Source organism: Halopseudomonas sp. L-58 (genome assembly GCF_056859475.1).
Genome location: NZ_JBSXON010000071.1, coordinates 53,328 through 75,881, shown reverse-complemented (window position 1 = coordinate 75,881; position 22,554 = coordinate 53,328). Strand labels below are relative to the sequence as shown.

Genomic DNA, 22,554 nt, shown 5'->3' with positions numbered 1-22,554 from the left:
GTGTTTTCGATGCATCTAGCGGTACATCGTTACTATTGCTGTCAGGCAGATGTTGACCGAACCAGCTTATACCAGAGATCGCCGGCATGGTTACAGAATATGTCTCGACTATGCTGTGGCAAGGAACTGTGATGTTGATCAAGAATCCGGTTAAGGGTAGCGGTTTTGTCGTCGCAAGCCGGTATACTTGAAGCTGATAAAACCTTGACGCCAATTTATCGGCATATGGATGGCTTTGAGCGTGCAGGAGTTTCTCCGCTGGCGTGCAGCACCCTATGACAAGTGCAACTTGTCTGGAGAGTAGAAATGTCCCAGGACCCCAAAGTAGTTTCAATCAAGCCCAATCTGGCAGCGCGCGCTGCTGCCGGAGGCTCGGTGCTGCCTGCGCCTTTGATCAGCGTGCGGGATCTGGCGACCGGGTATCTGCAGTCTGCGATGGTCGAGATGTTCGACAAGGCGGATGACAACCTTTTCGAAATGGCTGACAAAGCCGCCAATAATGCCGACCAGGCGCTATTTTTCGAAGCCATGCGCACTCTTCGCCTGCAGCGCCACAATATCGTCAAGAAAACCTGTGATTCGCTGATTCTGGCCACAGAGCAAATCAATGCACAGTACGACTCGAGCGTGCCGGCCGTCTCATTCGAGCTGGATACCCTGAGTCTGGTGCAACCCGATGAGCTGGAAGAGTCCGTTGCGATCGACGGGATGGTCAATCGGGTTATCAGTCGCAATCAGGCGGCACTTGGCCATTTGCTCATGCGGGTCAACAGCCTTGCGAAAAAGACGGTGGAGCAGAGTGACAACCCCTTTGCTCCAGGCGCAATCGCCGAGTACTTTGCGGAGTCCCTGAGGGCGCTCAGTCTCGACATCAAGGTGCGTCTGATCGTTTTCAAGCTCTTTGAACGCTATGTGTTCAACGGCATTGACGGGCTGTATGAAAGTTTGAATGACGCTTTTGTCAGCGCGGGGGTTATGCCTGACTTGCGCGTGACCTCGGCTGTTTCCGTGCGCAGGCCGGTGCCAGGGGCCGGTGCTGGTTCGGGGCGTGGCGTCGGGCAGCAGGGCGGGCGTTCAGGCGACAGCAGTGAGCAGCAGGAAATCCTCGGCATGTTCAGTGAGCTCATTGGCAAATGGCGGGTTGCCAGTGGCGATGTGGCGCTGGCAGGTCTCAACTCATCGGGTGGCATTCCGATGGGGACCAGTGAGTTGCTGCGCGTGCTGTCCGAGGTAACCGCAGAGAGCTTTGCCGGCGACGCTGGGCAGAATGGTCTGCGCCGTCACGTCCAGCAGTTGTTGCATCAGCAGCGGGTGCAGAGTGGCGGTACCAAGACTGTGGCGCGAGTTGATGACGATGTCATCAGCCTGGTGTCCATGTTGTTTGATTTTATTCTCGAAGACCGTGAATTGCCGGCGGCGGTGAAGGCATTGATCGCGCGCATGCAGTTGCCGGTACTCCGGGTGGCCATCAGCGACAAGAGCTTCTTCAGTCGGGCATCGCACCCGGCTCGTCGTCTGTTGAACGAACTGTCCCGTGCGACCATGGGCTGGAACGATCACGATGATCTCCGGCGCGATCAGTTGCACGCTTTGCTGGAGGAGATTGTTGAGCAGTTGCTGGTAGAAATCGAGCCGAGTGCGGATCTGTTCGACACCCTGTATCAACGCCTGACCGATTTCCTGCGTGCCGAGCAGCGCCGCGCCGAGCGGGTCGAGCAGCGTACCCGCGATGCTGAGGAAGGTCGCGCCCGTATCAAGGCAGCGCGCGCCGAAGTGGCAAAGGAAATCAACAAGATGTTGCTGGGCCGCACCTTGCCGGTGACGGTAGTTGATTTGCTGCGCGATACCTGGAGCCAGGTCATGCAGATGATCTTCCTGCGTGAAGGGGGTGAGTCCAGGGCCTGGAAGCACGCGCTGGGTACGGCAAAGGCAGTGGTGCACAGTGTGCAGCCGGTTGATAGCGCGGGCGTACCGCAGCGACTGGCGCAGAATCGTCAGATTGAGGCGGCTATCCGTGGTGGTCTTGAGTTGCTGGGGCTGGACGCTGCATCCACCGAGCGTCATGTGCTGGCCATTGTTGCTCCGCAGCGGGCTGTGCTGGCGGCCGTCAGGGCGGCAGGCTCCCCGGTTGAGCCTGATCTGCCTGTCGAATCCGCGGAATCTGAGGTCGTTTCGGAACCGCCGGTTGAGGCAGTGCGGGTGGAGCAGCCGGTACTGGAACAGGAGCCGGTCGAGGCTCCGCCTGAAACCATCGATGACCTGCCCAGCGTAGGTGCGCAGCGGTGGGTAGAGGGTCTGGGCACCGGTTGCTGGCTGCAGCTGGTCGTAGCGGAAGGCAAGGCGCCCCAGCGTTGTAAACTGGCCGCCATTATCAGCTTCAGTGGTAAATACATCTTCGTAAACCGCAACGGCGTCAAGGTTGCTGAACTGTCGGGCCATGAGCTGGCGCAGTGCTTTGATCGTGGGCAGGTCAGTCTGCTGGACGAAAATCAGTTGTTTGATCGTGCGCTGGAATCGGTCATCGGCAACCTGCGTCAGCTTCAGGCGCGCACCTGAGGTGGATGCGGCTGGCGTCGGCACCTGCTAGCATGAGGCTTTTGCTGTCGGGGAGCCTGTATGCGGATCAGCGAGGGTTGGCTGGAGGGCGCAGTTCGTTGCCCTTCCGAGCACTGCAACGAGCGACCCGCCGGGTGTGACGTTTCGCTGCTGGTGATTCACAACATCAGTTTGCCGCCGGCCTGTTTCGGCGGCGGCTTCGTCCAGCCCTTTTTTACCGGGCAGCTTGATCCTTCCCTTCATCCCTACTTTGCCGAGATAGCGGATTTGCGCGTGTCTGCGCACTTTCTGATCGAGCGTGACGGTACCGTTACCCAGTTTGTCTCCTGTGACCGGCGAGCCTGGCATGCGGGTGCATCGTGCTACGGCGGTCGGGAAAACTGCAACGACTTCGCCATTGGTATCGAGCTGGAAGGGACTGACGAAATTCCCTACGCGGACGCCCAGTACGATGCTCTGGTAAGCTTGACCGGGGTGTTGCAGACGGCCTATCCGGCAATTACCAATCACCGTATAACCGGGCATGAGTTTATTGCTCCGGGGCGCAAGACGGATCCTGGTCCTGCCTTTGACTGGCGCCGCTATCTGCAGGCGCTGGTTTGTTCTCATCGTGTTCAGGGAGAGCATTGATGCATTTTCTTGCCTTGTTGCTGGTCGTTGCACTGATGTGGTTTACCCCGCTGCGCACCGGCTTGCCGCTGGACCTGCCGAAAGCCTGGGTCATCCGCGTGGTGCGTCGTTATCCCGTGCGGCAGCCGCTTGCTGGTCTGCTGCTGGTGCTGCTGCCTTTACTGATTCTGGTATTGCTTCAATGGTGGTTGCAACGTAACGGACTTGGCTTGATCGGCCTGTTGCTGTTTGCCCTGGTGCTGCTCGCCTGTGTTGGCAGGCGCGATCCGTTGGGCGCGATGGCGACCGGCTTCGAGCAGGCCTGGGACAGGGGCGACAGGGCTGCCGCCGCGCTAGTGGCCGAGCGCGATCTTGGGGTGGTCGCCGAGGGTCAGGACTCCGTGCTGAGCGAGGTCAGATCGGCTCTGGTGCGTGAGGTATTGCATGGCTACATGGTGACGGTTTTCTGGTTCGCCCTGCTGGGTCCTGCCGGCGCTCTGGGCTATCGGCTGCTGCGGTTGCTGGCCGATCAGGAGAATAGCTCCGCCGCGTCGCCCGCATCGGCGCTGGCCCATGCGCTGGAATGGATTCCCGCACGCCTGCTTGCTGCCAGCTTTGCGCTGGTCGGACATTTTGATCATGTGCGTGCCGAGCTGGCCGATGTCATGCTGCACTGGGAGCTGCCATCGGACGTGCTGGTTCATCGGGCGGCAGAGGCCGCCCTCAACGGCAGCTCCGGATCGCTTGCCGGGGCTGGGGCTGAGGGGGTGCTGGCCGATACCCGAACCCTGCTGGTTCGCGCACTGGTCGTTTGGGCAGTGGCGCTGGCTCTGCTTGCCGTACTCGGCTAGATTCGCCGGCTTTGACTTAAAGTTGCGCTGGCTGGAGCCGATAGCCTTTCTGTGAGACAGTCAGTGTTGGGGCGACAGCGCCTCGTTGTGGTGGTTGTTATACAAGAACAGCGCAGGTTCAGCCTGCGCAGAGCCCTCGCCGCCGGGCAGCTTATTATTAGGAGAGACCTCGGGTGAACAGTCTGCTTTCCCCTGCCATCGCGTTAATGAACCGGCTGACCTACGGCATGAAGTTTTGCCTGATCAGTGTCCTGTTTTTTGTTCCCTTGGGTATCGTCAGCAGCATGCTGGTGCAGCAGGCCTACGAGCGTGTCGAGGTGACGTCGCACGCGCTGGACAGTCTTGCATTGGTGCGTGCGACCTCTGATGCGCTGCGCAGCGCCGAACTGGTGCGTGACCTGGATGCGGTCAACACGCGCCTGGGTCAGGGCGGTCAGGCAGACAGTATTGAGGAGCGCCTGACCCAGACTCGTGCGCGGCTGATCGAGCAACTGAACAGTTTGCCGCTGGAGGCCGATGATCCGGCGGCCGCCGACCTGATTGCCATGCGCGACAAACTGGTACAGAGCTATAACGAGATTGCCGCCGAGTCGATCATCTCGCGCGGTCCGATGTCGGTGCGTGCCAAGGATGAAACGGCAACCCTGCTGATCATGACAGCCGCTTACGCGGGCCTGCCGCAGGATTTTGACCGCAATGTCCGTCAGTTGACGGAGTTGCTTATCGGTTCCACCGTTGAGGTGACCTCTTTGTTGGGCCATGGCCGCGCGACTGGGACTTATTCGATGGGACTGGGCTTTCTGGACTCGGACGCCAGCCGGGAAATGGATGATCTGGTCACCGGGCTGCAAAAGCTCGGCGCCGATTATTCGCAGGTTCTGGAGCAGGCGGTTGCCGGGACCGGCAACGCCGCCTTGCAGACTGCTGCAGAGCAGAGTCTCAAGAGCATCGAGAGTGCCGGTGTGATCTTTGAAGAGGATGTCATCATTGCTGCCTCGCTCGACAGTACCTGGGATGCCTTCTTTGACCGTATTACCCGCGAGATCGAGTCCACTTACCTGCTTGACGAGGCTATCTTCGATTATCTGGACACTCAGCTTGACGGCCGCCTGGCCAGCAATCAGCAGACAATGTGGTTGCTGGTGGTGTCTCTATCGCTGGTTGGGTTGCTGATCATCTACCTGTACGCCGGGTTCTATTTCGCTACCCGCCGAACCCTCAAGCGCCTGTCGCAGCAGATGGGGCAGGTGGCCGGCGGCGACATGACAGTGCAGGTCGAGGTCGACAGCAAGGATGAGCTCGGTGCCCTGGCTGCCGACTTCAACAACACCGTGCAGCGCGTGCGCGAGCTTATCCGACAGGTCAGCGATACCTCCGGTCAGGTGCAGGAACAATCCAGTCAGGTTGAGCACATCGCCAGCGAAAGCAGTCAGGCGGTAGCATCGCAGCGTAGCCAGATCGAGCAGGTCGCCACGGCCATGAATGAAATGGCGGCGACTTCGCAGGAGGTGGCGCGCAGTGCCGCTCTGGCGGTCAACAATGCCGAGCAGGTCAATACGGAAACCCTCAATGGTCGGCGCATGGTCGAATCCTCGGTCGACGGCATTGAAAAGCTGGCAGGGGAAATTGAAAACTCGGTGCGGGTAATCAACCAGCTGGCGGACGACAGTTCCTCGATCAGCCGGGTGCTTGACGTGATCAAGGGCGTCGCCGAACAGACCAACCTGCTGGCGCTGAACGCGGCTATCGAGGCGGCCAGGGCCGGTGAGCAGGGTCGCGGTTTTGCTGTCGTAGCTGATGAGGTGCGGACCCTGGCCCGCCGGACCCAGCAGTCCACCGAAGAGATCGAGCAGATGATCGCCCGATTGCAGGAAGGGGTCGCAGCCGCGGTCAAGGCCATGGGCAGCAGTCATGGCATGACGGCTGCCACTGTGGAATCTTCGCTGCAGGTGCAGCAGGGGCTTGACAGCATCCTCAAGGCGGTGACCCAGATCGTCGATCAAAGCCAGCAGATCGCCGCCGCCGCCGAGCAGCAGACAGTGGTCAGCCATGATATTGACCAGAACATCGTGCAGATCAATCAGGCGGGTGAGCGGACAGCGCAGGGTGCACAGCGAGCCGAGGAAGCCAGTGGCCGCCTCGGTCACCTGGTGCAGTCGCTGCAGAGCATTATCAGCGCCTTCAAGGTGTGATGAGTCTGGGCGATTGAGCAGTGCGCCTGCTCAATCGTCCGGCGCCGCCGATCAAGCCTCCGGCTTGGGTTTGGCAGCCCAAAGCACCTCTGCGATTCCTTCAAGCAGCGCGATGGTTCGTGCAGCCACAAACAGCAGATCGGACAGACGATTGAGGTAGATCGCCGACTGGTTGTTGACCTCTTCTTCCATGGCCAGTGTCAGATAGTGACGCTCGGCACGCCGGCAAACGCTGCGTGTCAGGTGAGCCTGGGCAACCAGCACCGAGCCACCCGGCAAAATGAAGTTTTTCAGTGGCTCCAGCTCAGCATTGAATTGATCGATCAATTGCTCCAGCGCGGTTACGTCGGCGGCTTCGATCAGGTCATGTCCGGGGATGGCCAGCTCCCCGCCGAGGTCAAACAGACGATGCTGGATCGGGCTCAGGGCCTGTTTCAGTGGCGCGAGGCGGTCGCTGTCCATCTGGCAGAGCAGCAGTCCAAGCTGGCTGTTCAGCTCGTCTACGTCACCCATTGCCTCAACGCGTGGGTGATCCTTGCGGATACGTTGACCGTTGGCAAGTCCGGTATCGCCGGCATCACCAGTGCGGGTATAGAGTTTGCTCAGGCGGTAGCCCATGAGGTGCTGTCTCCTTTGAAAGCTGGCGCCTAGTCTAGCGGCAGACGGCGTTTCAGTCAGCCGGCAGTTGATGCCGGCGCAGGGCGTCCTGAGCGCTCAGCAGCAACCGGTCGAGGGCGGGCGTCGACAGCCCGGCACTCTGCGCGGCGCGGCATGCATAACCGAGGAAGTAACTCAGCTCCGTGCGTCGACGTGCGTGCAGGTCCTGGCGTGTGGACGAGCTGTTGTTGGCCGTGGCCAGAATGACCGCATGCACCTGCTCGGCGAGGTTGGCGTCGACGCCGTGAGAGGCAAGCACCTGCTGCAATTCGGCGATGCATTGCCCAAGCCACTCGCCTGCGCGCTCGGGCACTTCGCCATTGCGGCAGTCGTAAATCAGGGTAAAGGGATTGATGGCGCAGTTCACCGCCAGCTTGCGCCACAGCACCGGTAGAATGTCATGCTGCCAGGTGGTCGAGATGCTGGATGGGAGGTCGTTCAGCCAGTCAGGGGGAGCTGTTCCAGGGCGAAGCGGGCCGACGATGTTATGGCCGCGACCGGCCCAGATCAACTCATGCTCACTTGGTCGCCAGGCGCCATCTGTGACGCTGACACAGTAAATTCGGCAGTCCGTAAAGGCATCGGCGATTGCCTGTTGGGAGCCCAGGCCGTTTTGCTGCAGAAAAAGCGCGGCACCCTGCTGCAGGCGCGGGCGCAGCGATTCGACTGCAGCCAAAGCGGCATGCGCCTTGGTTGCCACAATCAGATTCTCGATCGGTGCCGGGGTGTCGGGCGTCTCGATGGCAAGCGAAAGGGTATGTTTTGCAGCGCCATCATCAAACACCAGCCGGTTACCGTTGCTGTTCCACTGTCTTAGCTGGCTTTCGTTCCGCACAATCAGGCGGTAGTCGATACCTGCCTGCTGCAGGCGGGCCGCCCACAGCAACCCCAGGCTTCCGGCGCCGAGAATATGCAGCATCCGAGTACGTCAGCCGAGTTTGGCTTCGGTGATCAGATTGGTTTCGTAGGCTTCGCCCAGATGGCTTTCCACCTGCTCAAGCATCGCCTCGGCGTCCGGCAGCGCCTGACGGTTGGTGAGCGTACATAGCACCATCCCGGCACGGATCGACAGGTAACCCTCGCTGGTTTTGAACGCCTTCAGATTCAGGCCGTCGTGCAGACGGCGGAAACTGGCCGGCTTGAGGTCTGCGGCCTCATCGGCAATGGTGACAATGGCGAAGGCGTTTTCATCAACCCGTGCAACGACGTCCGTAGGCCGCACCAGTTGCTGCAGGCGGCGCGCGGTTCCACGCAGCACTTCCTGTTGTACGGCAGGGCCGAAGCGCTCGGTAAGGGTTGGCAGGTTCTGGACACCGAGCAGAACCAGGCAGCAGGCACCACCGCGCGAATCCACGTTGCGCAATACGTCGGCCAGGCGCTGGATCAGGTAGCGACGGTTGCCGATCGCGGTCAGCCGGTCTACCAGGTTGTGTTCCTCGAGCTGGGCGTTGTTGGTAGCCAGCAGTCGGTTCTCGTCCAGCAGGCGGTTGATCAGCTGCGATGTGCGATCGGCAGCGTAGATGCGTGGCAGCAGCTGTTCGTTCATGGATGATTTGCTGATGAAGTCATCGACACCGCGATCGAAGGCCTCCCCCAGCACATTATCGCCCTCGCGTGCTGTCAGCAGTACCACATAGGTGTAGTGATCGGATTGCTCGTCTGTCTGACGAATGCGGGTGGTCAGCTCAAGGCCGTCCATTTCCGGCATCAGCCAGTCGGCGACCATCACGCTGGCTGGCTGTTCCTCGTGCATGCGCAGGGCATCCATCGCGGAGCTGGCAAAGCGAATATTGGAGTAGCCGGCCTGACTCAGTGTGTGACCGATGACAGCACTGCTGAACTTGGTGTCATCGACTACCAGAATGCTGAGTTGCGGATTCGGCATGTAGGTGCTCCCTGCTGGACGTGGGCCGGTCTGGGTATAATGCCATGAGGTTATACCGTCGTTTTGTAATGAACATCATAATTTTGGGTTTTTCTGTGAGGTAGCACAATGCCATCTTTTGATGTCGTGTCCGAACTGGACAAGCATGAAGTAACCAATGCGGTCGATAACGCCAAGAAAGAGCTGGAGCGGCGTTACGATCTTCGCGGCAAGTGCGAGATCGATTTCAACGACAAGCAGAAGACGATCGCCCTGAGTGCCGATTCCGAGTTCCAGCTGGAGCAGGTGATCGGCATTCTCGAGCTCAGTCTGACCAAGCGCAAGATCGATATTCGCTGTCTGGATGCGGGTGAGCCATTTGCGTCCGGCAAGCTGGTCAAGCAGGATGTCACCTTCAAAGAGGGTATCGACAAGGAACTTGCCAAAAAAATTGTTGCCCTGATCAAGGATTCCAAGCTCAAGGTGCAGGCCGCGATTCAGGGCGATCAGGTACGGGTAACAGGCAAGAAACGTGACGATTTGCAGGATGTCATGGCGCTGTTGCGCGGGGCTGAACTGGAGATGCCGCTGCAGTACAACAACTTCCGCGACTGACCGAGGTCGTGAATTTATCGCCGAGAAAAGGAGGCAGGAATGGATGAGGTCATGAACACGCTGCGAGGGCTTGAGGAGGCCTGGTTACCGCTGTTGATCGAATACGGCAGCAAGCTAGCGCTGGCGCTGTTGACGCTGCTGGTTGGCTGGTGGCTGATTGGTCGTCTGATGAAGGCGATGAACGGGGTCATGCGCAAGCGCAACGTCGAGCCAACACTGCACGGGTTCATCGGCTCGCTGGCCTCTATCGCGCTCAAGGTACTGCTGCTGATCAGCGTCGCCGGCATGGTGGGTATCGAGACAACGTCGTTTATCGCGGTGCTGGGTGCAGCCGGTCTGGCGGTAGGTCTGGCCCTGCAGGGCAGTCTGGCCAATTTCGCCGGCGGTGCCCTTATTCTGTTTCTGCGCCCGTTCCGTGCCGGTGAATACATTGAGGCGCAGGGCGTCTCGGGCACGGTTGATAGCATCCAGATCTTCAATACGGTGCTGAAAACGCCCGACAACAAGACCGTGATCGTGCCCAATGGCAGCCTGTCCAACGGCAATATCATCAACTATTCCCGTCAGGCGACCCGCCGTGTCGATCTGAATATCGGTATTGATTACAGCGATGACCTCAAGTTGGCCAAGGACATCCTGATGGGCCTGGCCCAGGGTGACAGCCGTGTGCTGAAGGATCCGGAGCCGGTGGTCTGGCTGGTGTCGCTCGGCGACAACTCGGTCAACCTGTCACTGCGCATGTGGACCAAGACCGACGACTACTGGGGCGTGTTTTTCGAGCTGCAGGAAAAGGCCAAGCTGGAGTTTGATGCGGCCGGTATCAGCATTCCGTTCCCGCAGCGCACGGTGCATCTGGTTCAGCAGTCAACCTGAACCGCTGCAGGTTTATGTGAGTTCATCAAACCCGGCGCTAGCCGGGTTTTTTTGTGCCCTTCAATCGATACCGGGGCGGCGCAGGCGGTCCGGGTGGGCAAACCGCAGCAGCGCAATGGCCAAGATGATGGCGGGCAGGCCGGTCATTGCGGTGACCATGAAGAAGCTCACCCAGCCCAGATTGGCTGCCAGTACCCCGGTGAAACCGGCAGCAAACTGGCCCGGCAGGGTCATCAGGGAGCTGAACAGGGCGTACTGGGTGGCGGTATAGGCGGTGTTGGTCAGGCTCGACAGATAGGCAATAAACACCGAGATGGCGAGCCCACCGGTGATGTTGTCGGCAATAATGGCGACGATCAGCCCATCGGGCTGCGGCCCGATGAAGGCCAGCCAGGCAAAGATCAGGTTGGTCGCTGGCGCCATGAACGCGGTCAGAATGAGGATCGGAGCAATGCCGAAACGGGCCACCATCAGGCCGCCCAGCGCAGCCCCGGCCAAGGTCATGGCCAATCCGAAGGCGGCGGCGATATTGGCGATCTGCTCCTTGCTGAAGCCAATGTCGAGATAGAAGGGATTGGCCATGGTGCCCATGAAAATGTCGCTGATCCGGAAGGTTGCTATAAACAGCAGAATGATGAAGGCAACCCGGCCGTAACGCTCAAAGAACTCGGTGAATGGGGCAATAAAGGCGTTGAAGACCCAGCCGGACAGCTGCAGTCGCCAGCCACTGTGCACCGACTGGCTCAGGTGCTGGGTCAGGCGGGCTTCCTGCGCTCGGGTCGCATCGGTTATTTCTACGCTTGGTTCGGCAATGACAAGCGTGGTCACTACGCCAATCAGCATCATGCCGGCCATCAGGCCGTAGGCCAGGCTCCAGTCCTGCAGGGCGGCGATGTGCAGGGCTCCGGCGCCGGCGGCGAGGATGGCTACCCGGTAACCGGTGACGTAGGTGGCAGCCATGGCGGCCTGGCGGTGCTTGGCTTCGGCTTCGACCCGGTAGGCGTCGATGGCGACATCCTGGGTGGCCGAACCAAAAGCGGCCAGTACCGCCCAGAGCGCGACCCATTCCAGATGCTCCAGCGGATTACTCATCGACATGCCAAGCAATGCGCCGGCAATCACCAGTTGAGCGAGCAGCATCCAGCTGCGCCTGCGTCCGAGCAGTCGGGTGAGTATCGGGACCGGCAATCGGTCGATCAGTGGCGCCCACAGGACCTTGATCGAGTGCGCCATACCTACCCAGCTGAGAAAGCCAATGGAGGCCAGCTCGACGCCGATATCGCGCAGCCAGGCGCTGAACGTACCACCCACCAGCAGCAGGGGAAGGCCGGCAGAAAACCCCAGAAACAGCATGCCGATGACACGTGGCTTGAGGTAAACGCGCAGGCCTTCGGCTGGCAGGGGAGTGGTACTGGAGTCGGAGGGGCTGGAACTCATGCTTGTCCTTGTGATGGCGCGGGGGGCTCTGGCCAGGCGTAGTGTCGCAGATTCACGCGACCATTGCGTACCAGTATGCCTTCGGCAGCCAGCCGTTCGCGTTGTTCCCGGCCGCTTGGAGTGTCCGCTCCGAGTGACAGCTTTCCCTGGCTGTTGAGAACGCGGTGCCAGGGCAGGTGGGTGCCTTCTGGCAGCTGTCCAAGCCAGCGCCCGACCAGGCGCGCGCCTCGGCCGAGTCCGGCCAGCTCGGCAATACGGCCGTAGCTGGTAACGCGGCCAGGCGGAATACTGGCCAGTACCTGAAAAAAGGCGGCCTTGCGCTCGTCGTCGGCTGGCGTGTTGAACGCTGGCGCTATTCGCCGGTCTTTCATGGATAATTGCCCGTTTAACCTGATGTCTGCCGGATGCTGATCGATGCCGTTGTTCCGTGTTGTCCTGTTGTGCTGTCTTAGCGTGCTGTCCTGGCGCAGTGTCGCCGATACCTTGTGGCTCGACAATGGTGATCGTCTGACTGGCAAGGTCGCCTTTCTGGAGGGCGGCAAGCTGGTGCTGGAGACTGATTTTGCCGGCACGCTGTCGATCGATGTAGCGCGTATCACTACCTTCAACAGTGACGAGCCGGTGCTGGTCAAACTGCGCGACGGCATTCAGCACACCGTGCAGCTGGCAGAGTCTGAGCGCGACGGTCAGGTGCTGTTGCGGGTGCCGAATCGGCGGCCCATCGCGACCGATATCCGTGCCATTCGTCAGCTCCTGGTGCCCCGGCCTCTGGTGCAGGATTCGGTATGGGAAGGCGACGCCAGCGCTGCGCTCGATATCAAGGATACGTCGGGTAACGAGAAGCGAGACATCGATATTGATGTCACCTCCCGCCTGCGCCATGGACGCTGGCGTCATGACTGGGCGCTGGACTACGACCGCGATTACAGCAACGACGTCAAAACCAGTCACACCCTTGACGCCTCCTACGATCTCAACCGCTTTATTACCGATCAATGGTTCTGGGCCAGCAGCGTGCAGTACAAGCGCGACCATATCAACGAGATCGCCAGGCAGCGCCAGTTCGGTATGGGCCCTGGTTATGAGTGGTGGAACACGGCGCTGGGGCGGTTTGAAACGTCCGTGCGCCTGGACCGGGCGTGGCTCAAGGAGCGCGATGGCAGTCGTGCACGCTATGACGCTCTTGGTCTGCAGTGGGATTATCGGCGGTTTCTGCTGGGCAAGCGGTTTGAGCTGTTCCATTCAGCGGAAACGCAGGTTCCGGATGACCCGAAAGTACGTTATTTGATGGATGCTGATCTGGGCGTGCGCTATCGGCTGACCAGCTGGGCGTCACTGAGCCTGAAGGGCGAGTTGGACTATCTCAATACAACCGACGACAGCGGCTATCGAGATACCCGCTATACCTTGGGGCTGGGTGTGGGTTGGTAGCGCAGGAGGGTGGTTCAAGCGTGAACTGGCGGTGCGTGGCCGCCAGTTCGCAGGTGACGGTTAGATGCGCAGACCACCGTCCAGTTCGAGGATGCGACCGGTGAAGTAGTCGTTCTCGAACAGGTAGGCCGCCGAGTGAGCGATTTCCGCCGGCTTGCCCATGCGCTTGAGTGGAATGCCGGAAGTCATTTTCTCCAGCGCTTCCGGCTTCATGCTGCCGGTCATCTCGGTTTCGATAAAGCCCGGAGCAATACCGGCAACGCGGATACCGTAACGTGACAGCTCTTTCGCCCAGGTAACGGTCATGGCAGCCACACCGGCCTTGGCGGCCGAGTAGTTGGACTGACCAATGTTGCCGGCGCGGGAGATGGACGAGATATTGATGATCAGGCCCTTGGTGCCCAGTTCGATCATCTTGGCGGCCACTTCGCGGGTACCCAGGAACACGCCGGTCAGGTTGACGTCGATAACCGACTGCCACTGCGCCAGACTCATTTTCTGAATCTGACCGTCTTTGGCTTTCAGCAGCAGACCGTCGCGCAGAATGCCGGCGTTGTTGATCAGGCCGTGGATGGCACCGAAGTCGTCCGCTACCTGGTTGACCATGTGGCTGACCTGTTCTTCGTTGGCCACGTTGCAGATGTACGAGCGGGCATCGCCGCCGGCGGCCTTGCACGCGGCAACGGCAGCGTCCAGCGCTTCCTGGTTAAGGTCAACCAGTGCCAGTTTGGCGCCCTTGGCTGCCAGGAACTCGCCCATGGCACGGCCCAGGCCCTGTCCGCCGCCGGTGATGATGATAACGCTGTCTTGCAATTGCATCGGGCTCTCCTCGCAAAAGGGGTGATAGATTTGAGGTGCGCAAGCATGCACCAGATTGCCGATATTTTGAATACCCTGCATGGCTCTTCAGTCACTTTCTGACCTTCCTGGCGACATGTTGTTGCCGTTAGTCGCCATCCCGGTTGAAAGCTGCTGTTGTCGTACCCATATATCCCTGACCTGCTCAATACGAGGTGCGTATGCCCCTGTTTCGATTCTTTCTCCTGCTGCTGCCGTTGCTTGAACTGGCCACCCTGATCCTGCTGGGCCAGCGCATCGGTGTCGGCTACACCCTGCTTTGGGTGCTTGGCTCCGGTGTGCTGGGTCTGGTGCTGATCCAGCGCCAGGGCTGGTCCATGCTGCAGCAGCTGCAGATCCGCATGGCCGAAAACCGCTCGCCCTTTGCCGTGTTGAAGACCGGCATGTGGTGGTTGCTTGCGGGGGTACTGTTGATGATCCCTGGCCTGATCACCGATGCGCTGGCGCTGCCTTGCCTGGTGCTGGCACTGGTATCACGCGGCAAGCCGGGTCCGGGCGAACCGGGCGGCCCGAACGTGTGGCGGCGCGGCAGCACCACCATTATCGAAGGGGAATGGCGTCCGGACGATCCAGATCAGGTTTCGCCGGATCGCCGCATCGACCGCGAGTAAAAAAATTGTGTACTTGCCTCTTGAAATGGCAATACCAAGCCCCATCTAGGTGACACCGGTTTGGCAGGCTCCGCGCAAGCGCGGAGCCTCGAACAGCGACGAGCCGTCAGGCTCGTCCTTCGGATTCGCATTGCGGGTCCGGATTACAACGTGAAAGCGCCGGGTTTCCGGCATTGAAGATCAATTATTGGGAGACACACAACGATGAAAATTCGTCCGTTACACGATCGCGTAGTCGTTCGTCGCAGCGAAGAAGAAACCAAGACCGCTGGTGGTATCGTTCTGCCCGGCTCGGCTGCCGAGAAGCCGAACACCGGGGTTATCGTTGCTGTAGGTACCGGGCGTCTGCAGGACAACGGCGAAGTTCGTCCGCTGGCCGTCAAAGAAGGCGACAAGGTTGTTTTCGGTCCTTACTCCGGCAACAACACCATCAAGATCGATGGTGAAGACCTGCTGATCATGAGCGAATCCGAAATCTACGGTGTACTGGAAGGCTGATCAGCCACCCTCACACCCCTTAACGAATTCATTTGAAGGAAAGCAAACATGGCTGCAAAAGAAGTTAAATTCGGTATTTCCGGTCGCAACAAGATGCTGGACGGCGTAAACACGCTGGCCAATGCGGTTAAAGCTACCCTGGGTCCGAAGGGCCGTAACGTGCTGATCGAGCGCAGCTTCGGCGCGCCGCTGATCACCAAGGACGGCGTTTCCGTTGCCAAGGAAATCGAGCTGAAAGACAAGTTCGAAAACATGGGCGCGCAACTGGTCAAGGACGTTGCTTCCCGTGCCAACGATGACGCTGGTGACGGTACCACCACTGCCACCGTACTGGCTCAAGCCATCGTTACCGAAGGTCTGAAGGCTGTTGCTGCCGGCATGAACCCGATGGATCTGAAGCGTGGTATCGACAAGGCTACTGCTGCCATCGTTGCCGAGCTGAAGAATCTGGCCAAGCCCTGTGCCGACTCCAAGGCCATCGCCCAGGTAGGCACCATCTCCGCCAACTCTGACGAGTCCGTCGGCAACATCATTGCCGAAGCCATGGACCGCGTTGGTAAAGAAGGCGTCATCACCGTTGAGGAAGGTTCCGGTCTGGAAAACGAACTGTCTGTTGTTGAAGGCATGCAGTTTGACCGCGGCTACCTGTCTCCCTATTTCGTCAACAAGCCGGAAACCATGTCCGCTGATCTGGACAACCCGTACATCCTGCTGGTTGACAAGAAAATCTCCAACATCCGCGAGCTGCTGCCGGTTCTGGAAGCCGTTGCCAAGGCTGGTCGTCCGCTGATGATCGTTGCCGAGGACGTTGAAGGCGAAGCGCTGGCGACTCTGGTTGTCAACAACATGCGCGGGATCGTCAAGGTTGCTGCGGTCAAGGCACCGGGCTTCGGCGATCGTCGCAAGGCCATGCTGCAGGATATCGCTATCCTGACCGGTGGCACCGTGATCAGCGAAGAAGTTGGCCTGAGCCTGGAAACCGCTACTCTGGAGCACCTGGGTCAAGCCAAGAGCGTTCAGATCAACAAGGACAACTCCACCATCGTTGATGGCGCTGGCGCCAAGGCTGATATCGAAGCCCGCGTTAACCAGATCCGCAAGCAGGTCGAGGAAACTACCTCCGATTACGATCGCGAGAAGCTGCAGGAGCGTCTGGCCAAGCTGGCTGGCGGCGTAGCAGTGATCAAGGTTGGTGCTGCGACCGAAGTGGAAATGAAAGAGAAGAAGCACCGCGTTGAAGACGCGCTGCACGCTACCCGCGCTGCTGTTGAAGAAGGTGTGGTACCTGGCGGCGGTGTTGCCCTGGTTCGCACCCTGGCGGCTATCGAGGGTCTGGCTGGCGACAACGAAGACCAGAACGTCGGTATCAAGCTGCTGCGCCGCGCTGTTGAAGCACCGCTGCGCCAGATCGTCACCAACGCTGGTGAAGAAGCTGCTGTTGTTCTGGAGCGCGTCAAGGCCGGCGAAGGTAACTTCGGTTACAACGCTGCGACTGGCGAGTACGGCGACATGATCGACATGGGCATCCTGGACCCGGCCAAGGTAACCCGCAGCGCGCTGCAGGCTGCTTCCTCGGTCGCCAGCCTGATGATCACCACCGAGGCCATGATTGCCGAGCTGCCGGAAGAGAAGCCGGCCATGCCCGACATGAGCGGCATGGGTGGCATGGGTGGTATGGGCGGAATGATGTAATCAGCCTCCCGGCTAATCCGAAACCCGGCTCGAGAGAGCCGGGTTTTTTTATGTCTCAGCGCAGCGCCATGAGTAGTGCGGATCAGGCGCAGCGTATCCGCCGTTGTGCTCACGAACACCCTTGCTTCCGCCTGCTCCGGGCCTGGCGCCGATGGGGTGGAGACGCCGCAGGCTTACTTCACCGCGTTGCAGTAACCTGTTACTCCGTTACCCGGCTGGGCAGGCGCGCTTGCCTTGTAAGAGATTTCCTACAAGACGTGTGAGACTTCGCCGCTACAGGGTGTGGGCGGAACGAGTTTTTATCCGTGCTAAAAACAGTAAATATATGAAATTTAAGGATTTTATTGTTGGTGATATGCCTGTTGTGCTTGCTGGAGGGGGGGTTGCGGGCGATGCCGCATTCGTTAAACTTCACCCAAGCGCAAAGGATGGTGCTACTCGGCAGGGAGCTGAGTCAGGGATTTTCAGGATGATGAAGCCAGGATGGCTGGACACGGAAAGCACATATGGAATAAAGAGTGGGCGGGCTATCCCGCCCCTTTTTTTGCCTGAAATTTGACTCCAAACTCTCAGCCTCACAAGCCGCAAGCCTCATAAGCCGCAAGCTGCAAGCTACAAGCTCCAAGCCTCAAGCCTCAAGCCAAAGCCAAAACCAAAACCAAAGCCAAAACCAAAACCAAAACCAAAGCCAAAACCAAAACCAAAACCAAAGCCAGAATAACAGGCCCACACTGGTGCGCTTGTAGCTTGAGGCTTGAGGCTTGGAGCTTGTAGCTTCAGGCTTGCAGCAATAAAAAAACCGGCACATGGCCGGTTTTTTTTGCATAGCAGCTAGCTGCTTAGCGCTCCAGATATTGCAGCTTGTCCGGTACGCCATCCCACTCTTCGGCGTCGGGCAGTGCGTCTTTCTTCTCGGTGATGTTCGGCCACACTTCTGCCAGATCGGCGTTCAGTTCGGTGAACTCCTGCATATCCTCCGGTACTTCGTCTTCCGAGAAGATGGCATTGGCCGGGCATTCGGGCTCGCAGAGGGCGCAGTCGATGCACTCGTCCGGGTGAATGACCAGGAAGTTCGGGCCTTCGTAGAAGCAATCGACCGGGCAGACCTCAACGCAATCGGTGTATTTGCACTTGATGCAGTTGTCGGTAACAACAAAGGTCATGGTGAGGTCTCCATTGAATCAGGCTGGCAAAATCTGGCGCGTAGTCTAGCAGTTTTTTTCCGGCGGTACAGAGCGCCGCCGGGTTTTGCGCAGATTAAAGCGTAGTTCCATCACGTTTGATGCAAATGAATATCATTTGCTGAATTTACGCCCACTCGCGTTTGAGCTTGTACAGCAGGTCCAGCGCCTGGCGCGGGCTGAGATCGTCCGGATCCAGTGCCTTGATCTGTTCGATCAGAGGGTGAGGTGCGCTGGCGAACAGATCGGTCTGGAACGGTTGCTCAGTGTTGCCTGCGGGCTTGCTGCCGTGCTGCTCCAGGCTCTGCTGCTCCAGTTGGGCGAGGTGTTCGCGGGCGCGCAGGATGACCGGACGCGGTACACCGGCAAGCTGGGCGACTTGCAGGCCGTAGCTCTGGCTGGCAGGGCCGGGCTGGACGTTATGCAGGAATACGATGCGTTCATTATGTTCGGTGGCGTTCAGGTGCACGTTGGCCACGCCTTCGTCGGTGTCGGCCATGCCGGTCAGCTCGAAGTAGTGCGTGGCAAACAGGGTGAAGGCGCGAACCTTGGCCAGATACTCGGCAGCAGACCAGGCCAGTGACAGGCCGTCGAAGGTGCTGGTGCCGCGGCCGACTTCGTCCATCAGCACCAGACTGGCGCTGGTGGCGTTGTTGAGGATGTTGGCGGTTTCGCTCATTTCGACCATGAAGGTTGAGCGGCCGCCGGCCAGATCGTCACTGGAACCGATGCGGGTGAAGATGCGGTCGACGCAGGACAGCTCGACGCCTGCCGCCGGTACAAAGCTGCCGATATGGGCCAGCAGCACGATCAGCGCGGTCTGGCGCATGTAGGTGGATTTACCGCCCATGTTGGGGCCGGTAATCACCAGCATGCGGGTGTCGATGTCCAGGTCCAGATCGTTGGCCACGAAGGGCGTTTCCAGCACCTGCTCGACGACCGGATGACGGCCCTGACTGATCTTCAACTGGCTGCCCTCGATAAAGCGCGGGCGACTGTAATCGAGACTGCCGGCCCGTTCGGCGAGGGTGCAGAGCACATCAATTTCGGCCAGGCTGGCGGCAGTGGTCTGCAGTGCGGCAAGGTCCTCGTTGAGACGGTCGATCAGCTCGTCGTACAGTTGCTTTTCACGAGCCAGCGCGCGGCTGCGGGCCGACAGCGCCTTGTCTTCAAAGGCTTTCAGTTCCGGGGTAATGAAGCGCTCGGCGCCCTTCAGGGTCTGGCGGCGAATGTAATCTGCCGGCGCCTGATCGGCCTGGCTGCGCGACAGTTCGATAAAGTAGCCGTGTACCCGGTTGTAGCCGACCTTGAGGGTGCTCAGCCCGGTACGCTCGCGCTCGCGGGTTTCCAGATCAATCAGATACTGGCCTGCGTTCTCGCTGATATTCTGCAGCTCATCCAGCTCGGCGTCGAAACCGGGCTTGATCACGCCGCCGTCGCGCAGCACCGCGGGCGGGTTGTCGATCACGGCGCGTTCCAGCAGCTCGGCCAGCTCCGGGTAGGTGCGTACCTGCTCGGCCAGATTGCGCAGATGCGGTGTTTCCAGCGCCTGCATGCAATCCTGCAGTGCGGGCAGGGCGGCCAGCGCGTCGCGCAGGCGTGCCAGATCGCGCGGCCGCGCAGAGCGCAGGGCAACCCGGGCAAGGATGCGCTCGATGTCGCCGATGCCCTTGAGCTGCGGCTGAAGGTCGAGGTAGAACTGCTGGTCGAGCAGGGCGCTGATGCTGTCCTGGCGCGCACCCAGGACCTTGAGGTCCCGCAGGGGGCGATTCAGCCACCGCGCCATCAGGCGGCTGCCCATGGCCGTTGCAGTATGGTCGAGTACGTCGAGCAGGGTGTTGTCGCGGCCACCGGACAGGTTCTGGTCGATTTCCAGATTACGGCGGCTGGCGCTGTCGATAATCACGCTGTCTTCAAAACGCTCCTGAGCGATGCTGCGGATGTGCGGCAGGGCGGTGCGCTGGGTTTCCTTGGCATAGCTCAGCAGCGCACCGGCAGCGCCGAGGCCGAGGGTCAGGTCCTGACAGTCGAAGCCGACCAGATCCTTGGTGCCGAATTGCTGGGTGAGGGCCTTGAAGGCGCTGTCCTGATCGAACTCCCAGGGGGCGCGACGACGCACGGCGCGGCGGCGCTCGATTGGCGTGTTGCTTTCCCAGTCATCGGGAATCAACAGCTCGGCCGGTGCCAGACGTTCCAGCTCCCCGAGCAGAGTTTCCCAGCCGCGCAGTTCCATGACCACAAAGCGGCCACTGTTGATGTCGAGCGTAGCCAGGCCAAAGCCGCGCTCGGCGCCCACTAGCGCGGCCAGCAGGTTGTCGCGACGCTCATCGAGCAGCGCTTCATCGCTGACCGTGCCGGGGGTAATGATGCGGGCAACCTGGCGCTCGACCGGGCCCTTGCTGGTGGCCGGATCGCCAACCTGCTCACAGATGACAACCGACTCGCCCAGCTTGACCAGCTTGGCCAGATAGCCCTCGGCGGCATGGAACGGGATGCCGGCCATCGGAATCGGTTGGCCGCCGGACTGGCCCCGTGCGGTCAGGGTGATATCGAGCAGACGGGCGGCTTTTTTCGCGTCGTCGTAGAACAGTTCGTAAAAGTCACCCATGCGGTAGAACAGGAGCTGTTCGGGATGCTGCTGCTTGATGCTGAAGTACTGCTGCATCATCGGCGTGTGGGCGGAGGATTCGGTTTTGCTCTTTTTCATCAATGACTCGAAATATGCGGCAAAGGCGGTGTCACCGGGCGCGATGGATGCGCTGAGGGCGGTGGCTGAGACGCCGTTTCAGGTTGGCGCAAAGGGTATCACGTCGCTGGTGGCTGCTGCAGTGCTGCCGGCGACTCCGGCAGCAGGAACCCGAGGCGGCTGAATGTGGTCGCAGGGTATTCGCAGGCAGCGCGCCAACTGGCATGCTGTTGCCTGATATCCGTTCGTACAGGAGTGAACCATGTCGCATTATGACCCGCTGATCGACTCTGCCGCTGCGAGGCTTGGCAAAGTGTTGGAACAGCAGGGGCTGCAGGTCAGCACCGCTGAGTCCTGCACGGGCGGAGGGATTGCCGAGGCAATAACCCGGGTGGCTGGCAGTTCGCGCTGGTTCGAGACCGGCTTCGTCACCTACGCCAACGCCAGCAAAAGCCGTTGGCTTGGGGTGAACGCAGAGGTTATCGAGGCTCATGGCGCGGTCAGCGAGCCGGTGGTCAGAGCGATGGCGTCCGGAGCCAGGGAGGCTGCCGGGGCGGCGATGGCGGTTGCGGTCAGCGGTATTGCCGGCCCTGATGGCGGCAGTGCAGAGAAGCCGGTCGGGACCGTCTGGTTTGGCTGGGCCCTGGCCGACGGCAGCGTCGTCAGCGAGTGCAAGCGCTTCCAGGGCGGACGCCGAGAGGTGCGCGCCCAGACGGTGCTGCACGCTCTGGAACGGCTGGTCAAAGAGGCGCACAAGCAGCCTGCGAACCGGTTGTCAGTCTGAGTGAAATCGGGGGTAGGCGGGCCATTTTTTCTGTGGAATAATACTGACCAAATATACAGTAGTTGATCGGTCGGTCGCCGCGGTGCCCGCCCCAAGCCAAGAGGATGCGAAATGGACGAGAACAAAAAGAAGGCGCTGTCGGCTGCCTTGAGCCAGATTGAACGTCAGTTTGGCAAGGGCGCGGTAATGCGCATGGGTGATCACGAGCGCCAGGCCATTCCGGCCATCTCTACCGGCTCGCTCGGTCTGGATATCGCCCTCGGTATCGGCGGCCTGCCCAAGGGCCGTATTGTTGAAATCTACGGGCCGGAGTCCTCCGGTAAAACCACGCTGACCCTGTCGGTTATTGCCCAGGCGCAGAAGCACGGTGCAACCTGCGCCTTCGTTGATGCCGAGCACGCGCTGGACCCGGAGTATGCCGGCAAGCTGGGTGTCAACGTGGATGACCTGCTGGTGTCGCAGCCCGATACCGGTGAGCAGGCACTGGAAATCACCGACATGCTGGTGCGTTCCAATGCGGTGGACGTGATCATCGTCGACTCGGTGGCAGCGCTGGTGCCCAAGGCCGAAATCGAAGGCGAAATGGGTGATCACCACGTCGGTGTGCAGGCCCGTCTGATGTCCCAGGCGCTGCGCAAGATCACCGGTAACATCAAGAACGCCAACTGCCTGGTGATCTTCATCAACCAGATCCGCATGAAGATTGGCGTCATGTTCGGCAATCCGGAAACCACCACCGGTGGTAACGCGCTCAAGTTCTACTCTTCTGTGCGTCTGGACATTCGCCGTACCGGCGCGGTCAAGGAAGGCGACGAGGTTGTCGGCAGCGAGACCCGCGTCAAAGTCGTGAAAAACAAGGTGGCTCCGCCGTTCCGTCAGGCTGAATTCCAGATTCTGTACGGTACCGGCATCTACCACAACGCCGAGATCATCGATCTGGGCGTGCAGATTGGTCTGGTTGAGAAATCCGGCGCCTGGTACAGCTATCAGGGCAACAAGATCGGTCAGGGCAAGGCCAATGCAGCCAAGTTCCTGCAGGATAACCAGCAGATCGCGGATGAAATTGAGAAGGCCATCCGTGACCAGTTGCTGGCCAAGCCGGGCAAGGCCAAGGCGGAGGCTGAAGCCGATGCCGAGCTGGAAGGCTAAGAGCCTGGTT

21 protein-coding genes are annotated in these 22,554 nt (G+C 60.0%); 13 read left to right on the top strand and 8 right to left on the bottom strand.

The genetic code is table 11. The features are described 5' to 3' along the window. Positions 1 to 306 precede the first annotated feature (306 nt). The 4 genes from AC13EY_RS13165 to AC13EY_RS13150 all read left to right on the top strand — a co-directional run bounded on the left by AC13EY_RS13165 (position 307) and on the right by AC13EY_RS13150 (position 6,208). On the top strand, positions 307 to 2,556 hold the full coding sequence (locus AC13EY_RS13165; protein WP_464382873.1) for a DUF1631 domain-containing protein: 2,250 nt from the start codon (positions 307 to 309) through the stop codon (positions 2,554 to 2,556). A 60-nt stretch (positions 2,557 to 2,616) separates the two neighbouring features. Then, positions 2,617 to 3,186, top strand: a complete 570-nt coding sequence (gene ampD / locus AC13EY_RS13160; RefSeq protein ID WP_482877327.1) for a 1,6-anhydro-N-acetylmuramyl-L-alanine amidase AmpD — start codon at positions 2,617 to 2,619, stop codon at positions 3,184 to 3,186. Next, positions 3,186 to 4,016, top strand: a complete 831-nt coding sequence (ampE, locus tag AC13EY_RS13155; RefSeq protein WP_482877325.1) for a regulatory signaling modulator protein AmpE — start codon at positions 3,186 to 3,188, stop codon at positions 4,014 to 4,016. The genes ampD and ampE overlap by 1 nt, the downstream gene beginning before the upstream one ends. A 173-nt stretch (positions 4,017 to 4,189) precedes the next feature. Beyond that, entirely contained in the window at positions 4,190 to 6,208 is a 2,019-nt protein-coding gene (locus tag AC13EY_RS13150) for a methyl-accepting chemotaxis protein (RefSeq protein WP_482877323.1), read from the top strand. Positions 6,209 to 6,259: 51 nt separating this feature from the next. On the opposite strand, the gene AC13EY_RS13145 is transcribed toward AC13EY_RS13150, so the two are convergent. From AC13EY_RS13145 to AC13EY_RS13135, 3 genes are read right to left on the bottom strand one after another with little or no spacing between them, the layout of a single operon-like run. Further along, entirely contained in the window at positions 6,260 to 6,826 is a 567-nt protein-coding gene (locus AC13EY_RS13145; protein WP_228245910.1) for a cob(I)yrinic acid a,c-diamide adenosyltransferase, read from the bottom strand. Positions 6,827 to 6,878: 52 nt separating this feature from the next. After that, complete coding sequence (locus tag AC13EY_RS13140) at positions 6,879 to 7,784, bottom strand: 2-dehydropantoate 2-reductase (RefSeq protein WP_482877321.1); 906 nt, start codon at positions 7,782 to 7,784, stop codon at positions 6,879 to 6,881. Positions 7,785 to 7,793: 9 nt separating this feature from the next. Beyond that, the gene (locus tag AC13EY_RS13135) at positions 7,794 to 8,750 is read right to left on the bottom strand and encodes a GGDEF domain-containing response regulator (protein ID WP_482877320.1); all 957 of its coding nucleotides are present in this window, start codon (positions 8,748 to 8,750) and stop codon (positions 7,794 to 7,796) included. Between the two features lie 108 nt (positions 8,751 to 8,858). Here AC13EY_RS13135 and AC13EY_RS13130 point away from each other — a divergent pair, with 108 nt between their 5' ends. Both AC13EY_RS13130 and AC13EY_RS13125 read left to right on the top strand, forming a co-directional pair. Beyond that, on the top strand, positions 8,859 to 9,344 hold the full coding sequence (locus tag AC13EY_RS13130) for a YajQ family cyclic di-GMP-binding protein (RefSeq protein WP_088275636.1): 486 nt from the start codon (positions 8,859 to 8,861) through the stop codon (positions 9,342 to 9,344). Positions 9,345 to 9,383: 39 nt separating this feature from the next. Beyond that, the gene (locus tag AC13EY_RS13125; protein WP_464382878.1) at positions 9,384 to 10,217 is read left to right on the top strand and encodes a mechanosensitive ion channel family protein; all 834 of its coding nucleotides are present in this window, start codon (positions 9,384 to 9,386) and stop codon (positions 10,215 to 10,217) included. A 60-nt stretch (positions 10,218 to 10,277) separates the two neighbouring features. Here the strand turns inward: AC13EY_RS13125 and AC13EY_RS13120 are convergent, their stop codons facing one another. After that, complete coding sequence (locus AC13EY_RS13120) at positions 10,278 to 11,654, bottom strand: AmpG family muropeptide MFS transporter (RefSeq protein WP_285676707.1); 1,377 nt, start codon at positions 11,652 to 11,654, stop codon at positions 10,278 to 10,280. Further along, positions 11,651 to 12,025 carry an MGMT family protein gene (locus AC13EY_RS13115; protein ID WP_335598790.1) on the bottom strand — a complete coding sequence of 125 codons (375 nt, stop codon included), beginning with the start codon at positions 12,023 to 12,025 and terminating at the stop codon, positions 11,651 to 11,653. The genes AC13EY_RS13120 and AC13EY_RS13115 overlap by 4 nt, the downstream gene beginning before the upstream one ends. Positions 12,026 to 12,068: 43 nt before the next feature. Between AC13EY_RS13115 and AC13EY_RS13110 the strand changes: the two genes are divergently transcribed. After that, on the top strand, positions 12,069 to 13,085 hold the full coding sequence (locus AC13EY_RS13110; RefSeq protein WP_335598791.1) for a DUF481 domain-containing protein: 1,017 nt from the start codon (positions 12,069 to 12,071) through the stop codon (positions 13,083 to 13,085). A gap of 60 nt (positions 13,086 to 13,145) precedes the next feature. Here AC13EY_RS13110 and AC13EY_RS13105 read toward each other — a convergent pair whose 3' ends face one another. Then, entirely contained in the window at positions 13,146 to 13,904 is a 759-nt protein-coding gene (locus AC13EY_RS13105; RefSeq protein ID WP_088275736.1) for an SDR family oxidoreductase, read from the bottom strand. A gap of 200 nt (positions 13,905 to 14,104) precedes the next feature. Here AC13EY_RS13105 and AC13EY_RS13100 point away from each other — a divergent pair, with 200 nt between their 5' ends. The 3 genes from AC13EY_RS13100 to groL all read left to right on the top strand — a co-directional run bounded on the left by AC13EY_RS13100 (position 14,105) and on the right by groL (position 16,744). Next, positions 14,105 to 14,554: an FxsA family protein gene (locus AC13EY_RS13100; RefSeq protein WP_088275630.1), complete on the top strand. Its 450-nt coding sequence runs from the start codon at positions 14,105 to 14,107 to the stop codon at positions 14,552 to 14,554. A gap of 204 nt (positions 14,555 to 14,758) precedes the next feature. Further along, the gene (locus tag AC13EY_RS13095; RefSeq protein WP_088275629.1) at positions 14,759 to 15,052 is read left to right on the top strand and encodes a co-chaperone GroES; all 294 of its coding nucleotides are present in this window, start codon (positions 14,759 to 14,761) and stop codon (positions 15,050 to 15,052) included. A 48-nt stretch (positions 15,053 to 15,100) separates the two neighbouring features. Beyond that, positions 15,101 to 16,744 carry a chaperonin GroEL gene (gene groL, locus AC13EY_RS13090; protein WP_228247326.1) on the top strand — a complete coding sequence of 548 codons (1,644 nt, stop codon included), beginning with the start codon at positions 15,101 to 15,103 and terminating at the stop codon, positions 16,742 to 16,744. 839 nt (positions 16,745 to 17,583) lie between these two features. On the opposite strand, the gene fdxA is transcribed toward groL, so the two are convergent. Continuing rightward, positions 17,584 to 17,907: a ferredoxin FdxA gene (fdxA, locus tag AC13EY_RS13085; RefSeq protein ID WP_088275627.1), complete on the bottom strand. Its 324-nt coding sequence runs from the start codon at positions 17,905 to 17,907 to the stop codon at positions 17,584 to 17,586. A gap of 145 nt (positions 17,908 to 18,052) precedes the next feature. Beyond that, positions 18,053 to 20,632 (bottom strand): DNA mismatch repair protein MutS, encoded by a 2,580-nt coding sequence (mutS, locus tag AC13EY_RS13080; RefSeq protein ID WP_482877317.1) that lies wholly within the window; start codon positions 20,630 to 20,632, stop codon positions 18,053 to 18,055. Between mutS and AC13EY_RS13075 the strand changes: the two genes are divergently transcribed. The 3 genes from AC13EY_RS13075 to recA all read left to right on the top strand — a co-directional run bounded on the left by AC13EY_RS13075 (position 20,619) and on the right by recA (position 22,544). Continuing rightward, a complete protein-coding gene (locus tag AC13EY_RS13075) occupies positions 20,619 to 20,795 on the top strand; it encodes a hypothetical protein (RefSeq protein WP_228247329.1) in 177 nt (58 codons plus the stop codon). The two genes, mutS and AC13EY_RS13075, sit on opposite strands and share 14 nt — an antisense overlap. 78 nt (positions 20,796 to 20,873) lie before the next feature. Further along, complete coding sequence (locus AC13EY_RS13070) at positions 20,874 to 21,395, top strand: CinA family protein (RefSeq protein WP_269687822.1); 522 nt, start codon at positions 20,874 to 20,876, stop codon at positions 21,393 to 21,395. Positions 21,396 to 21,506: 111 nt separating this feature from the next. Then, positions 21,507 to 22,544 carry a recombinase RecA gene (gene recA, locus AC13EY_RS13065; protein WP_088275623.1) on the top strand — a complete coding sequence of 346 codons (1,038 nt, stop codon included), beginning with the start codon at positions 21,507 to 21,509 and terminating at the stop codon, positions 22,542 to 22,544. The last annotated feature ends 10 nt before the right edge of the window (positions 22,545 to 22,554 follow it).